The sequence below is a fragment of the Gluconacetobacter brunescens genome, assembly GCF_048695475.1.
Taxonomy (GTDB): Bacteria; Pseudomonadota; Alphaproteobacteria; order Acetobacterales; family Acetobacteraceae; genus Gluconacetobacter.
This window is the reverse complement of sequence record NZ_JBLHEN010000001.1, coordinates 1,981,514-1,995,259: the sequence shown is the minus strand read 5'-3', so window position 1 is coordinate 1,995,259 and position 13,746 is coordinate 1,981,514. Positions and strand designations below refer to the sequence as shown.

14 protein-coding genes are annotated in these 13,746 nt (G+C 59.0%); 3 read left to right on the top strand and 11 right to left on the bottom strand.

Annotated features, from left to right (window positions below):
* Position 1: 1 nt before the first annotated feature.
* From ACMAUO_RS08825 to ACMAUO_RS08780, 10 genes are all read right to left on the bottom strand, one after another.
* Entirely contained in the window at positions 2-982 is a 981-nt protein-coding gene (locus ACMAUO_RS08825; RefSeq protein WP_420356547.1) for an IS110 family RNA-guided transposase, read from the bottom strand.
* Positions 983-1,505: 523 nt separating this feature from the next.
* Positions 1,506-2,174, bottom strand: a complete 669-nt coding sequence (locus tag ACMAUO_RS08820) for an IS1595 family transposase (RefSeq protein WP_420356546.1) — start codon at positions 2,172-2,174, stop codon at positions 1,506-1,508.
* 81 nt (positions 2,175-2,255) lie between these two features.
* Positions 2,256-3,071: an alpha/beta fold hydrolase gene (locus ACMAUO_RS08815; protein WP_420356545.1), complete on the bottom strand. Its 816-nt coding sequence runs from the start codon at positions 3,069-3,071 to the stop codon at positions 2,256-2,258.
* A gap of 50 nt (positions 3,072-3,121) precedes the next feature.
* Entirely contained in the window at positions 3,122-3,550 is a 429-nt protein-coding gene (locus tag ACMAUO_RS08810) for a DoxX family protein (RefSeq protein ID WP_420356544.1), read from the bottom strand.
* Positions 3,551-3,641: 91 nt separating this feature from the next.
* Positions 3,642-4,016, bottom strand: coding sequence for an oxidoreductase (locus tag ACMAUO_RS08805; RefSeq protein ID WP_420356543.1), 375 nt, complete (start codon positions 4,014-4,016; stop codon positions 3,642-3,644).
* A gap of 170 nt (positions 4,017-4,186) precedes the next feature.
* A complete protein-coding gene (locus ACMAUO_RS08800) occupies positions 4,187-4,696 on the bottom strand; it encodes a GlcG/HbpS family heme-binding protein (RefSeq protein ID WP_420356542.1) in 510 nt (169 codons plus the stop codon).
* 74 nt (positions 4,697-4,770) lie between these two features.
* On the bottom strand, positions 4,771-6,102 hold the full coding sequence (locus tag ACMAUO_RS08795) for a c-type cytochrome (RefSeq protein WP_420356541.1): 1,332 nt from the start codon (positions 6,100-6,102) through the stop codon (positions 4,771-4,773).
* An 11-nt stretch (positions 6,103-6,113) separates the two neighbouring features.
* Entirely contained in the window at positions 6,114-7,892 is a 1,779-nt protein-coding gene (locus ACMAUO_RS08790) for a GMC family oxidoreductase (RefSeq protein WP_420356540.1), read from the bottom strand.
* Positions 7,893-7,896: 4 nt separating this feature from the next.
* Positions 7,897-8,622 (bottom strand): gluconate 2-dehydrogenase subunit 3 family protein, encoded by a 726-nt coding sequence (locus ACMAUO_RS08785; RefSeq protein ID WP_420356539.1) that lies wholly within the window; start codon positions 8,620-8,622, stop codon positions 7,897-7,899.
* Positions 8,623-8,783: 161 nt separating this feature from the next.
* Complete coding sequence (locus ACMAUO_RS08780) at positions 8,784-9,059, bottom strand: hypothetical protein (RefSeq protein ID WP_420356538.1); 276 nt, start codon at positions 9,057-9,059, stop codon at positions 8,784-8,786.
* A gap of 598 nt (positions 9,060-9,657) precedes the next feature.
* Between ACMAUO_RS08780 and ACMAUO_RS08775 the strand changes: the two genes are divergently transcribed.
* Together ACMAUO_RS08775 and ACMAUO_RS08770 are read left to right on the top strand one after the other, a co-directional pair.
* The gene (locus ACMAUO_RS08775; RefSeq protein ID WP_420356537.1) at positions 9,658-9,951 is read left to right on the top strand and encodes a putative quinol monooxygenase; all 294 of its coding nucleotides are present in this window, start codon (positions 9,658-9,660) and stop codon (positions 9,949-9,951) included.
* 181 nt (positions 9,952-10,132) lie between these two features.
* On the top strand, positions 10,133-10,705 hold the full coding sequence (locus tag ACMAUO_RS08770; RefSeq protein ID WP_420356536.1) for a nuclear transport factor 2 family protein: 573 nt from the start codon (positions 10,133-10,135) through the stop codon (positions 10,703-10,705).
* 131 nt (positions 10,706-10,836) lie between these two features.
* Here ACMAUO_RS08770 and ACMAUO_RS08765 read toward each other — a convergent pair whose 3' ends face one another.
* Positions 10,837-12,507 carry an extracellular solute-binding protein gene (locus ACMAUO_RS08765; RefSeq protein WP_420356535.1) on the bottom strand — a complete coding sequence of 557 codons (1,671 nt, stop codon included), beginning with the start codon at positions 12,505-12,507 and terminating at the stop codon, positions 10,837-10,839.
* A gap of 151 nt (positions 12,508-12,658) precedes the next feature.
* Between ACMAUO_RS08765 and ACMAUO_RS08760 the strand changes: the two genes are divergently transcribed.
* On the top strand, positions 12,659-13,669 hold the full coding sequence (locus tag ACMAUO_RS08760) for a 2OG-Fe(II) oxygenase (protein WP_420356534.1): 1,011 nt from the start codon (positions 12,659-12,661) through the stop codon (positions 13,667-13,669).
* The last annotated feature ends 77 nt before the right edge of the window (positions 13,670-13,746 follow it).

The window sequence follows — 13,746 nt, the reverse complement described above, 5'->3', positions numbered from 1 at the left end:
ATCAAGCGGTTTTTGACGTCCAGAGGCGATTGTCGCGCAACAGCGCGTTGGCGAGGACGATGAGTTTTCGCATGATGGCGGTAATGGCGACTTTGGCGTGCTTACCGGTGGTGGTCAGTCGGTCATAGACCCGCTTGAGATCGGGGTTGAAGCGCATGGCGACGATGGCGGGCATGTAGAGTGCCTGCCGAAGGGCAGCCCTGCCGCCTTGAATGAAACTTCTGCCCCGCCATGTTCCGGACTGGCGGGTGATCGGGGCAAGCCCGGCAAGAGCGGCTGCCTGGCCTTCCTCCATTGTGCCGAGTTCCGGCATGTCGGCCAGCAGGGCGTGGGCGGTGATCATGCCAAGACCCGGAATGCTGGCCAGCACGTCCCGGCGCCGAGACAGGTGCGGGTCTTCTGCCACCAATGCCGCGATGGCGGAATCGAGAGAAGCGATCTGCCCTTCAATCTGCCGCAAACGATGCCGGCCATGGCGTTTCAGCAAATCGATCGTCAGGGTTTTGAGGCGATTGATCGTTGCCGTCCGGTCTCGCATCAGGCTGCGGCGGGCTGCGACCAGTTCGGCCAGGCGGTTCTGCTGGTCCGAACGGACCGGGCGTGCGACCGGCTCCAGCAGCGCGCCATAACGCGCCAGCATCAACGCATCGATACGATCGGTCTTGGCGAGCCTGCCGGTAGCCTCGGCGAAACGGCGCGCCTGCCGCGGGTTGACCTTGATCGCTGGCACGCCGAGGGACGCCAGACGTTCCTCCAGCAGCCGGTGATACGGGCCAGTCGGCTCGAACACCACCCGCGCGACGGTCTTCATGTCGCCGATCCAGCGCAGGAGCGCGGTCTGGCCCTTGCGGGTGTTGGCCACGCGCACGGTCTCTCCACCGGGGTGACGGGCTGCATCGAGATGATCCTTGGAGACGTCGATCCCGATCGTGATCGACGCGGGCTGTGGTTCGGGCTTGGAAGCCGTGGCCGGATGCGTCATCTTTTCCATGTCCTATGCTTGTCATCCGAGGCCGAACCTCGGGTATCCGTTCAGGGCACAAGGAAAAGAAGGGGCGGTCATACTCTCAAGCCGACCCATCACGGTCTGCCTGTCACCGACCCGTCCCCTTCCTGATTTTTCCGGGGTGGCCACCCCGAAAAAATCAGTCCTTTGTCGCACACAGCGACACGGAAGGCATAAGACAAGCCTGACCTGAAATGCGCGCTGGCGGCGATCCAGCGCGCGTTTCCTGTGCTTCGCGGCGGGCGGCCATCAAGGCCGCTCCGCTCCGATGCTCGGAAACACACGCTGGGCGCGGCCCGTTCCGGACCGCTCTCGCTCACCAGCCCACATTTCAGGTCAGGCTCTGAAGCCTCCCTTTGCCCCGTCCAGGCGGGGCAAAGGCGTTCTTTTTTGAAAAAAAGAACCAAAAAACTTTTGATTCGTTCAGGATTTTTGTGCTTGGCACACGCGATGACCCTGAACGAATCAAAAGTTTTTGGGGCTGGCATAGGTAAGCGATTTATCTGGACCGCGGTGGTGGCAGGTTAACCCATTGGGTGAGGATTTTCACGAGCTTTGCGGGCGAGCGGTAGTTGAAGCGCCATTCGCATTCCGCGAGGAAGAGATGAAAGTCTTTCCGTGGTATTCCGTTGTATCGACGCAAGTGACGCTTGGCCTGGCTCCAGAAATTCTCGATGCCGTTGATATGGTTCGTGCCGTCAGCGAAGCGCGTGCCATGATGGATGCGATAATGATGGAACTCCGAGACATCGAGTTTGTCGTATGCGTGCCATGAATCGCTATAGACAATTGAATCAGCCTGAACTTTCTCCCTGATGATCGGCATGAGCGTCTTATGGCCGGCGTTGGGTATCATCACGGCGTGGACCCGACCGCGACGTTTGAGCAGGCCAAAGACTGCAACCTTTCCCGCAGCGCCTCGACCATGCTTGCCTTTGCGGTGTCCGCCGAAATAGCTTTCATCGACTTCGACCTCACCCTCGATGGGTGCCTCATGGGCGATCTGTTCTGCGATCGTCTCACGCAATTTGCGATAAAATAGTGTTGCCGTATTGCGATTGACGCCCACGAGTTCTGCAGCACTGCGCGCCGGCGTGCCAGCAACGAAGTGCTCCAGGAGCCGTTTTTGGGTGCCGACAGGTAGGCGGCTGCGGCGACGTAGTTTCATGCGACATATCAAGCCTCTGTCGGCTTACCTATGCCAGCCCCAAGTCTTTTTGCTTCTTTTTCGGAAGACAAAAGAAGAATCCTACCGCACAAACGCCAGCAGATCCGCCTTCAACCGCACATCATGCGTCACCACAAACCCATGCGGCGCGCCTTCATAGATCGTCAGCGTCGCATCCGCGATCATCTTCGCCGCCAGCGCCCCGGTCGCCTCCAGCGGCACCACCTGGTCGTCATCGCCATGAATGATCAGCGTCGGCACATCGATCTTCGCCATGTCCGGATGAAAATCCGTTTCGGAAAAGATGGTGACGCAATCGATGGTCGCCTTGAGCGACGCCTGGAGCACGATCTGCAAGGTCTGGTCCAGCACGCCGTCCGAAACCGTGGCGCCATGATTGATGCCATAGAAAACCGACGAGAAATCCTTGAGGAACTGCGCGCGGTCCGCCCGCAGGCCGGCGCGGATACCGTCGAAGACGCTCTTCTCGGGCCCGACCGGGTGTCCGGCGGTTTTCATGAATTGCGGGGTGACGGCCCCCAGCAGTGCCAGCCTGGCCACCCGTTCGCTGCCATGGCGGGCGATGTAGCGGGTCACGTCGCCGCCACCCATTGAAAACCCGACCAGCACCACGTCACGCAGGTCCAGATGCACGATCAACTCGGCAATGTCGTCGGCCAGCCGGTCGTAATCATACCCCTGCCACGGCTGGTCCGATCGTCCGAAGCCCCGCCGGTCGAAGGCAATGGCGCGAAAGCCGTTTTCCGCCAGATGCAGCATCTGGCTGTCCCACATGTCGGCACTCAGCGGCCAGCCATGGCTGAACAGCACGGGCCGTCCCGCGCCCCAGTCCTTGTAATAGAGGCCGACACCATCGGAAGTCGTAAAGCGTGCCATGGTCCTGTTCCTTGTCGGGGCCGCCTTCGCGGCCACATGGGGGAGAGCGTTCAGAGGGCGGCCACCTTCGCGCGCCGGCCCAGCCGCAGGGCAAACCGCCCCGGCCCGGCCACCGCAAGCGCGATCAGCCCGCCGGCAATGCCGATATTCTTGTAGAAATGGATCATCATGTCGTACCGGAGCATCCCCTCCATGGTCCAGAAATGATGGCCGATAAAGCCGGTCACCACCGTATAGGCGGCCAGCAGCAGCGCCAGCGGTTCGACGAACACCCCCAGCACCAGCGCCACCCCGATGCCCAGTTCCACACCCGTCGCGATCAGCGCCGACAGGGCGGGCAGGGGGGCGCCGGTCTGCGCCATGTAGGCAACGGCGCCGGAATAATCCGACAGCTTGCCCCACCCCATGACGAGGAAGAGGCCGGAAAGGGCGATACGGGCGGCGAGCAGGGCGGCATCGCGGGTGGCGGGCGTGATCATGTCAGGCGATCCTTTGGCGAGATTTCCGTCTTTCGACGTTGCAACCACGTTATGAGCGATCGGGATTGAATAAAACAGAAACAACGGAAATTCATTGGTTCCGTTTTTTACGCATCAGACACCACGCCGCGCAGTGCCGGGCTGTCGTGGAAAGGGTCGTCCGTGTAGCCCCGCGCATCGCCGCCAAGGAACGTCGTGCGGTCGTAGCGGTTGAGCGGCTAGAGCATTTCCACCGAACACAGGTTCGGTGGAAATGCTCTGGTTTATTGTTTTTACGAGAATATTCACTTGTTCGAACGCACACGTTCAAACAGGATCTGCTCTCGTCATGGCGCGGGCGCGCCACTAGGTCGGGGTTGGCGATGAAGGTACGTCCGAACGCGATCAGGTCGGCATCGCCGGAGGCCGGCTGCCGCTCCGCGCTGTCGCGTGTCAACCCGCCGGCGGCGATGATCGTCCGGCGCATGGCGGGCGCAGGGTCGCGCCATCGGCCGGGCCGATCCCGGCCCGACCGTTGCCGCCGACTGGATGTTCTGGCCGGACCTGGAAAGTGGCATCCCGTCAACGCGGCGCCCGACCGGCCGGACCCGGGGTAGAAAGCGGGGGCGGGGAGAACGCCCCGTCCCGCATCACCGGCTATTTCACCGCTGCCAGACCAGCCTGGGCGATCTGCTCGTCATGGTCCGGGGTATCGACCGAAACGCCGATCCCGCCGACCAGTTGGTCCTTGATGAAGATGGGTTCGCCCCCCTTCATCATCACGAAGCCCTGCGCGCTGACCAGCGCCGGCCGCGCCCCGGCGATCGCGGCTTCCAGCGTCGCCGTCGGCCGCCGGAACATCACGGCGGACCGCGCCTTGCCCGGCGCGAGTGTGCCGCTGGCCCGCATGAAGGCATTGTCCATCCGGATCTGCACGATCACTTCGCCTGCATCATCCACAACCGCGATCACGCCGGGCGTGTGCAGGGCCTCCGCCTGCTGCACCGCCGCCGCGGCAATGCGCTGCGCCACGGCCAGCGTCAGGACCGGCCGTGTCGGCAGGTCGGGCACGGCGGCCCGCGCCGCCTGATGCGGCACCTGGCACAGCGCCGCCAGCGCCAGCGCGCACGTCATCCACCGGGCCGGCCTTGCTATCATCTGTTTCATGGTCATCCCTAGTCCTGTGAAACGAGCGGGCGTGGCGCAATCCGCGCGCCACGCCCATGTCGCCTACGCCACCCTTACAGCGTTTTCTTGACCGGTGAAGGCGCGATCTCCTTGCGGAATTTCGCAACATCTTCCGCGCTGACGGCAGACGCCTGATTCCCCCAGCTCGACCGGATGAACGTCACCACGTCCGCAACCTCCTGATCCGACAGCCTGTCACCGAACGGCGGCATCGTGAAATGCGTGGGCTCGCTGGCCGTGCTGGGAATGGTGCCGCCAATCAGCACGATATGCAGCAGCGACGACGGATCGGCCGCATTCACGACCGGATTATTGGCTAGCGCCGGGAAGGTATCGTCATACCCGTTGCCGGAGGTCCGATGGCAGGCCGCGCAATTGTTGATGTAGGTCAGCGCCCCACGCCGGCCGACATTGCCGACGAACAATTCCTTTGCCACCGCCTGGTCGTAGGAGAATGCCGGGCCGCTCTTCGTCGCGGGCAGCGTCTTCAGGAAATGCGCGATCGCCTGAAGGTCGGCATCGCTCATATGCTGCGTGCTCTGGAAAACCACGTCCGCCATCCCGCCGAACACGGCGGCATGCTGGTTGCGGCCGGATCTGAGGAACCTGACGATATCCTCCTCCCGCCACGATCCCAGCCCGGTCAGGCCGTCGCCGCGCAGACTGTTCGCGGTATAATTGTCGATCTGCCCACCCGCCAGAAACGCCGTGCCATCACGCGGCGAAAGCGCCTTCTGCTGCAAGGCCATGCCGCGCGGGGTGTGGCAGGTCCCGCAATGCCCCGGCCCCTCGACGAGATAGGCCCCCCGGTCGGCCAGCGCATCGCTACCCATTGATGCGGAGGCAGGCTGCACGTTCGGCGCGAAGATCCAGCGCCACCACGCCAGCGGCCAGCGCATCGAAAGCGGCCAGGAGATATCGGCGGCCCTGTTCGGCGCATGCACCGGCTTGAGGCCGGACATGAAAAACGCATAGAGCGCATGCATGTCACTGTCGCTGATATGCGCGAAATCCGGATAGGGCATCGCCGGATAAAGCGTTTTCCCATCCCGGCGGATGCCGCGCCGCACGGCGCGCGCGAAATCCTCGTAGCTGTAGCCGCCGATGCCCGTCTCCCGGTCGGGCGTGATGTTGGTCGAATAGATCGTCCCGATCGGCGAGGCGATCGGCAGGCCGCCGGCATAAGGCCGCCCGCCTTGCGCCGTATGGCAGGCCACGCAATCGCCCAGCACGGCGACATACGCGCCATGCTCGACAAGTGTCTGGTCCGTGGCGGCCGGAGCCTGGGCCTGCGCCCGCCCGCCCGGGCAGACGGCCGCACCCAGGCCCACAACCAGGGCCAGGAAGCTGAAAAAAGAGGCCGGTTTCTTGAATGTCATTCTCATGGCACGGCCCCTCAGACCGGAACCAGCGGGCCGGGCGCCTTGAGATAGCGCTCCCGGATGGCATGGGCGCCCATGAAGGTCAGCCCACCGATAAGGCCCGTCGGATTATACCCGAAATTCTGCGGAAAAGCGGAAGCCCCGAACACGAACAGGTTCGGCACATCCCAGCTCTGGCCATAGCGGTTGACCGCGCTGGTGCGCGGATCGGCCCCGGTGATCACACCGCCCGTGATATGCGTCGTCTGGTACTGCCGCGTATTGAAATGGTCGCCCGCCTTGCGCATGGTGACGGTGTGCGATTTCGGGTTCATCTTCTCGACGATCTCAAGCGCCCGATCGGTCACGAAGCGGGTCATCTTGTATTCGTTGTCGTGCCAGTCGAACGTGATGCGCGCCAGCGGCATGCCCAGCGCATTGCGATAGGTCGGGTCGAGATCGACATAGGCCCCGCGATAGGACATCACGGATGAATGGGTCTGCACGCGGGTGGTGTGCAGGTAATTATCCTTCGCCGCCTTCTTCCATTCGGCCCCCCACATCGGCGTGCCGGCCGGCACATTGAGCTGCTGAAGCGGCCGCCCGCCCGTGGTGCCGCCCAGGATATACCCGCCGCCGATAAAGCCATGCGGCGCGTGGTCGAAATGGTCGGCATTGAATTCGTCGATAATCTGCTGCCCACCGGACCCGGCGCCGATAAAGGGGTTGATCGCCACGTCCTTGTCGAAGAACAGCGCGGATTCACTCATCATCTGATAGGCGAAATTCTTGCCGATCACCCCTTCGCCCGTCTTCGGGTCATAAGGCGTGCCGATCCCCGACAGCAGCATCAGCCGCACATTGTTGATCTGGAACGAGGAGAGGATGACCAGGTCCGCCGGCTGGATGAATTCCTTCCCCGCTGCGTCCACATAAGTCACACCCGTCGCGCGCTTGCCGTCGGGCGAGAGATTAATCTTCGTGACCGTACTGTGCGTACGCATCTCGAAATTCGGTTTCTGCATCAGCGCCGGCAGGATCGTCGTCTGCGGCGAGGCCTTGGAGTAGAGATAGCACCCGTAGCGTTCGCAATAGCCGCACAGGTTGCACGGGCCCAGCCGCACCCCGTACTGGTTGGTCCAGGGCTGCGAACAATTGGCCGAAGGCTGCGGAAAGGGCGCATAGCCCAGTTCCCGGGCCGCCTTGGCAAACCGCAGCGCCCCTTCCGTATCGGGCAGCGCCGGCGTCGGGTAGCCTCGTGCGCGCGGCCCTTCGAACGGATTGCCCCCCGGCTGCAACGTCCCGCGAATATTGCCCGCCTGTCCCGAGGTACCGCACAGCCGCTCGAATTCGTCCAGATACGGCTCAAGTTCCTCGTACGTCACGTCGTAATCCTGAATCGTCATGTCTTCAGGCAGGAATTTCTTCCCGTAGCGTTCGACGTTGTGGCTGAGGAATTTCAGGTCCTCGGGCGAGGGGCGATAATGCTGGCCGTTCCAGTGAACGCCCGCACCCCCCACATTGTTGGGCAGCAGAAAGGCATTGAGCTGCCGATACGGCACGGCGGTCTGGTCCATGGAATGACGGATCGAAACCGTGTCCTTGGACAGGCGCTGGAACAGGTCGCCGCGAATGCCGTATTTCAGCTCGTCGGCGGCCTTGGGATAGCTCCAGTCGGGCGAGGTATCCCGATAGGCACCGCGTTCCAGCGCCACGACATGCAGCCCGGCGCTCGCAAGTTCCATGCTCAGGATCGAACCGGTCCAGCCCAGCCCGATCACGACGACATCGACGGATTTCAGGGGCGTTGCCATCGTATTATGCCCTCTCGCCGAGAATGGAAACCGGCCCCAGCGGATAGACTTTCCCCGGCTGCTGCATCCAGTCGGCAAAATCGGCCCGCGCGCCGGGAAAGCCGATCATCTTCCAGCTTCCCATATGCTTGTTGCCGCCATACATCGGATCGGCGAAGTAACCCTCTTTGGTATTCGCCAGAAGCTGAATAAAGAATTCGGCGGATTTCGCGATGCGCGGCAGCGCGAGCGTTCCCTTTTGCAGCGATGTCAGAACGGCATCCTGCGTGGCCGCGTCCAGCGCATGAAAGGGGTGGCCATGCGTGTCGGCGCAGACCTGGTCGATATCGGCGATCGCCGTCCGATAGAACTCCCGGGGCGTGTATTGAAGCTGGTAGCCCAGCGTGGGGTCGACATCGGTCACGAACGGCCCGCTCATGTACCAGAATTCGCCATGGCCGTAGCCGCTTTCCATCTGCCGGTCGATAAACTCGGGCACTCCGAGTTCCACGGCGCCCGGACCATCGTCGTTCGGCGGGATCAGCCGATCCGTCGCGGCGTTGAGAAACGCCCATTCGGCGGGCGTGAAAAAGGTCGGCGTATAGGGCGGGGAAGGCGCTTCCGCCGTCGCCGCCAGCGCGCCATTGGTGGTCAGAAGCTCCGAGGCACTGCCGATCAGCGTCACGCTCGGTACAACCGAAATGGCCTGTCGGAGAAATGTCCGACGGTTCCTGAATTTATCAATGGACATTGATGAACGTCTCCGCGCAAAGCATCGTGGCCCGCATGCGGTGTCAGGCCCTGTCTCCGCTTGTTGTTCTCTTTTATATTCCGAAGATGACGATCCGCATTTGAACCAGCGCCGTGTCTGTAACGGTTTTTTGTTGATAGGAACTCAGATTTGGCTCTGCGTCATTTGTGATATTTTATTTCAAGACGAACGGTATAATAAAAATCCCGTGACTGAATCCAGAATTCGATATTGCGTATTATTTGCAACATATGCGGATAAATATAAAAGATATGGTTCGATTTCGCGCAAGCTTTACCCGCAAGGCGTTGGCAGGCCAAGAAACACCGCCTGTCGCGGCTCCAGTGGCCCAGTAAGCAACGGAAGATCGGCGCGGCACGTTCAATCCGGGTCTTGCCAGACGTCGTTTCGGAGCTGGTCGCGGAGGCGATGCTCATGAACTTGTGATCTTCGGGGTGCCATGGATGGTCAGTCGGTCGCGACCGCCGATGCCGAACGCCGAGTCGTCAACCTTTTCCGACATCCAGCGGACAAAACTCCGCTCTTCACAACCTGGACCGGATTTTCCGGGCATATTCTATGCTCAAGATCCTGCCGCGATCTCCTGCATCTCCTGCGGCGCAGGAGCGTGGACCAGATCGTGATGATGCAGCATCAGCATCTTAGCATGGGCCGAAATGGGCGGCCTAATAGGAGGTCAGGCACATGCGGCGGCGTTCGGTGTTCCCCCCGGACGGTCGAAAGGTCCGTTCGATGGCGAAGCGGAGCCTCGGCCAGCGAGTTCATGTGGTTCTCGTTGGTCGCCGCTTCGGTGCCACGTCCCGGCCCGGCGACGTCTGGGGCCGGGGGGGATCCTGCCGGTGCGCTCACGCTCAGGGTTACGACAGCCATGATCAGAACCGGATCGATCCAACCTACAGGGTGAACGCGATATTATGATGCAATATCCAATTTGGATAAATCGCCAATGGCAAGTATCCGAAAAATTGCATTATCACAATGAGTGAGATCCGGATGATGGGATAAAATCGAAATATGGCACCTATTCATATTCTGGCATTTCAGCATGCTAAGACGGAGTGGATTCTGGACCTGTCGAAAGAAATAAAAAACCTTGTAGAATTATCAAGGATGGAGAAGGGATGTCTTTTTTATAGAGTATATGTGGAGAAAAATAGACAGAATATTTTCATATTTGATGAAAAATGGCACTCCCAGGAGGCCTTGGACGATCATTTTCAATCTCCGTTCTTCCAGACCTTCTGGAAAGCGCGCATGCATTATCTCGAAAAAGACGTCGAACTCTATTTCCTTTCGGATTTTTCCTAGAATTCCGTTCGTTTCGGCAGAAACAGCGATCGGATGAAGATGCCTGACGGAGAAAAAGTCTGAAATCTGATTCGCGCGCTGTCGCAAATGGATCAATCTTCAGCATGTATCATGGTCGTGCCTGGTTCTGGATGCGGCCGAGATGGTCAAAAGTAATGACTGTTTGCCATGAAAGAATATAATGATGAATGAAGAAATATTACTCGTTCTCTCGTCCCTGCAGGAAGATTTGCGTGTTCTTCGCGCAGAGGCTGATATACGCCGTCTCATGGCCCGCTATATGTTCTTGTGCGACGTTCCATTGCCGGAGAGAACAGTATCCGACACAGACCGATATGAGGAGATACTAGATCTTTTCACGAACGATGCTGTATGGGAGGGTGTTGGATCCTATTATGACAATCAGTTCGGGCGTTCCGTCGGACGTGCCGAGCTGGCCGCGCATTTCGAACGGTTCTTTGCACCCAAACAGCCGGAGATGATCCTCAACTGTCATTACTTGACTTCGGAACAGATTCACGTAACGGGCGACACGGCCGAGGGGCAATGGGTTCATTTCCAGCCGTGGATTTTTGAGGATGGGTCGTCCGTTCTCCGCTCCAGCCGATTGAACAATGCCTTCCGTCGCGTAGAGAATAAATGGAAAATATCTCGATATAGAACGGAAAATGTCTTTATCGCGCCTCTTCCTGTCGGTTGGGCGACCAATATTCCTGAAATGTCCTCTGTTATGCACGTTAAAAAAATAGACTAGAGCAGATCCTGTTTGAACGTGTGCGTTCGAACAGGTGAAGATGCTCGTAAAAACAATAAACTAGAGCATTTCTACTGAACCTGTGTTCGGTGGAAATGCTTTTGGCCGTGATCGGCTTGTTTGGTCCGCATTCAGGCTGCCATGATGCGCGCGGCGGCATTCCGTAACGCTTCGACCGGATTTTTCAGGCCGAGCAGCGCATCATGGATTTCCTCGCCCAGTACCTGCTGGAAATGGGCATATTCCGGTACCGGCGGATTTTTCCAGAAATGCAGCATATTCTTGTTTTTCAGTTCCCCGATCACGGAATAGATCGGGGCCAGTGATGTGGCTTCGGGATCCGACGTCACGCTGAACAGCGGAGCGACCGGTATTCCATCCCTCATTCGTCCGCGAATCGCATCCGGTGAGGACAGCCAGGATAACACGCGATAGGCCCGATCCAGGCGTTCGGGGGGGAGATTGGCTGGAATCGCCAACAGGAACCCGTCCAGAGGGATCGGTCTACGGATACCGCGCAGTCCAGTTGGCTGGGCAAGATACGTGACCCGGCGCTTCACGTTGGAGCGGATATCGATTTCGAAGCGCATGGCATGCATGGACCAGATATAGGCCATAGCTGCCCGTCCATCCATGAATGTCTCAAGGATCTGCTCGGCCTCGGCCTCCAGAATGTCGGAAGGTGAAATGGTGAGCAATTGCTGCATGTCATCCAACACTCCGACGGCGGTGTCGCTCTGAAGCAGCGCGCATAGCCGATCAATCGTCTGTGTTGTCCGGTCGCCGTCGCCTCTGTCGTTCAACCCCTCAAGGGCTGGAATGTTGCGGTTTCCCAGAAGCATCATGAAGCTGCGGGCAACCGGAATGCCTCGGCCGGCACTCCAGACAATGCCATAGCGACTCCGGCCCGGGGCATGAAGCGCGCGCCCGGCGGCTATGATGTCCGCGAATTGCCTTGGGCGTGTGAGGCCCGCCTCTTCGAACCAGTCGCGTCGAGCGGCCAGCAGTTCGATCGCCCCATAGATGGGCCGGGCATAATGTCGTCCCCGCCATTGGCCGCTCATCCAGGGCATGTCGTCGTCGACTGGCGGCGTCATATCCAGTGGATGGAGCAGTCCTTGACGGGCGAACTCCCCCAGCCAGGCGATATTGATTGCTACGACATCGAATTGGGATTCGGCACGCGCAGCATTATCCAGAAGCTGGTCATACAGGCCAGACAAATCTTTCAGTTCGAAATTTCTCGAGGGGCCGATCATGCGGCGGAAATCGGACCACATGTGACGGACCGAGGCGAAGAAGAAATCCCTGTGCAGGAGAAAACGCACCTGATCGACTGCCGGGATCGCCTTCACCGAGAAAAAATGGGAATCAGTCACCGTACAGGTCTGATGTTCTCCACCAAAAAAATAATCATCTTCCGCGGCGAAACGTCGCTCTCCGAAAATCCGCATCATCTCGATCTTGATCGTTTCGGCGTAAAGGCTGACACTTTCGAACAGCAACGGACTAGGCGACAGGAGATAACTCCGCCCCTTGGCCGTTTTTTGTCGTTTGATCAGCAGGCCATTCTCGATCATCCGGTGCACATGTCGAGACGCTGTGCCGTAGGGAACGCCCGCTACTTGCACCAATCCCGATATGGTTACGGTCTGTCCTGCCAGCGCCCGAAGAATGACGTGGCTTACGATGTTCCAATGGGGATCCGGCTCGGCCAGAGGCACCCGGTCCCCATAGAATACCCTTGAACGGTTGATAAACTCGAGGACACGCTTGATTTCATAGTCGATCATCGTCGACATCTACCTCCCGACGCCATGCAACCCCGAATGGATATAAACTGAATTTACGATAAAGGAGACATCATCACTGAATTTCTGGACCGATATTTCAGGTGATGATAAAAAGAAAACAGGATATCCATTTCTACTCTGTGGAATCGACGGAACTATCATGCACGACAATTTGGACGTTGGCGACCCGGTTCCCTGGCTTAGCCAGATATGCGCCCATTCCGGAAAATCCTTCTGCCTCGAAGCTGCGGGCGGACGATTTACGCTCTTTTGCCTTCTTGGGAACGGACACAATAACAGTGAACAACTTCAGCGCGTGGCAGACAGGATATCCCACGTCGTTGATAACAGGGGTGTGATTCTCTTTCTTGTCGTTCCCGACAATCAGCCGGAGCCCTACCTGCATTTTCAGGCCAGGAACCCCGGCATGCGGGTTATGCTCGATGGAGAGGGTACGGTCCGATGCGCTTTCGCTCCTCTGTCTCCACTAGACGAGACGATCTGGTATGTCTTTAACCCGAACCTGCGGATCATCTTTCGCCGTGCTTTCGTCTCTTTTTCCGACAGCATGAATGTTATTCTCGATGTATCGTCCTATCTTCCCGATCTTGCCGACTATGGATCAGGCAATCCGGTTCCTGTTATCGTGATCGACAGCGTGCTGGAAAAGACCTTATGCAGCACGCTACGGGCAGCCCACGACCAGGGTGCGAACATGGCATCGCCACTCATGGTCGAAAAGAACGGAATCATCGACTATCTTCATATGCCGGACATCAAGAGGCGTGTTGACAGCGAGTTACCTCCTGTTCTCTTGCGGCAAGTCCATGACAGGGTCATCCGGCGTGTCGTGCCGGAGATTCAGAAAGTGTTCCAGTCGTCGATCGATCACATCGATCGGGCGGTTCTGGGCTGTTATGATTCCCGTGATCGCGGACATTTCGGAATGCACAGGGATAATACGCAGAAGGCATCCCATCATCGCCGGTACGCCTGTTCGATCAATCTGAATGACGATTATGAAGGGGGATATGTCGGCTTCCCCGAATATGGAAATCGCGTTTTTCGTCCTGGCACAGGATCTGCAATCATTTTTTCATGCTCTCTTTTGCATCTCGTTACGCCGGTCAATGCAGGAAGACGATATGCTGTCCTCCTGTTTCTGGTTTGACTGGCGATGCGGGCACTCACGTGTCGGAAACATGCGAAAAGGTGCCTGCGCTTGTGACGGTCTACGACAGAAGCCTT

Excerpts from the sequence above, each read along its gene's own strand:
- ACMAUO_RS08775 (WP_420356537.1), top strand. The coding sequence starts at position 9,658 with ATGGCACCTATTCATATTCTGGCATTTCAGCATGCTAAGACGGAGTGG.
- ACMAUO_RS08800 (WP_420356542.1), bottom strand. The coding sequence starts at position 4,696 with ATGAAACAGATGATAGCAAGGCCGGCCCGGTGGATGACGTGCGCGCTG.
- ACMAUO_RS08810 (WP_420356544.1), bottom strand. The coding sequence starts at position 3,550 with ATGATCACGCCCGCCACCCGCGATGCCGCCCTGCTCGCCGCCCGTATC.
- ACMAUO_RS08815 (WP_420356545.1), bottom strand. The coding sequence starts at position 3,071 with ATGGCACGCTTTACGACTTCCGATGGTGTCGGCCTCTATTACAAGGAC.
- ACMAUO_RS08785 (WP_420356539.1), bottom strand. The coding sequence starts at position 8,622 with ATGTCCATTGATAAATTCAGGAACCGTCGGACATTTCTCCGACAGGCC.
- ACMAUO_RS08760 (WP_420356534.1), top strand. The coding sequence starts at position 12,659 with ATGCACGACAATTTGGACGTTGGCGACCCGGTTCCCTGGCTTAGCCAG.
- ACMAUO_RS08795 (WP_420356541.1), bottom strand. The coding sequence starts at position 6,102 with ATGAGAATGACATTCAAGAAACCGGCCTCTTTTTTCAGCTTCCTGGCC.
- ACMAUO_RS08790 (WP_420356540.1), bottom strand. The coding sequence starts at position 7,892 with ATGGCAACGCCCCTGAAATCCGTCGATGTCGTCGTGATCGGGCTGGGC.
- ACMAUO_RS08780 (WP_420356538.1), bottom strand. The coding sequence starts at position 9,059 with ATGAGCATCGCCTCCGCGACCAGCTCCGAAACGACGTCTGGCAAGACC.
- ACMAUO_RS08805 (WP_420356543.1), bottom strand. The coding sequence starts at position 4,016 with ATGCGCCGGACGATCATCGCCGCCGGCGGGTTGACACGCGACAGCGCG.
- ACMAUO_RS08820 (WP_420356546.1), bottom strand. The coding sequence starts at position 2,174 with ATGAAACTACGTCGCCGCAGCCGCCTACCTGTCGGCACCCAAAAACGG.
- ACMAUO_RS08825 (WP_420356547.1), bottom strand. The coding sequence starts at position 982 with ATGACGCATCCGGCCACGGCTTCCAAGCCCGAACCACAGCCCGCGTCG.
- ACMAUO_RS08770 (WP_420356536.1), top strand. The coding sequence starts at position 10,133 with ATGATGAATGAAGAAATATTACTCGTTCTCTCGTCCCTGCAGGAAGAT.
- ACMAUO_RS08765 (WP_420356535.1), bottom strand. The coding sequence starts at position 12,507 with ATGTCGACGATGATCGACTATGAAATCAAGCGTGTCCTCGAGTTTATC.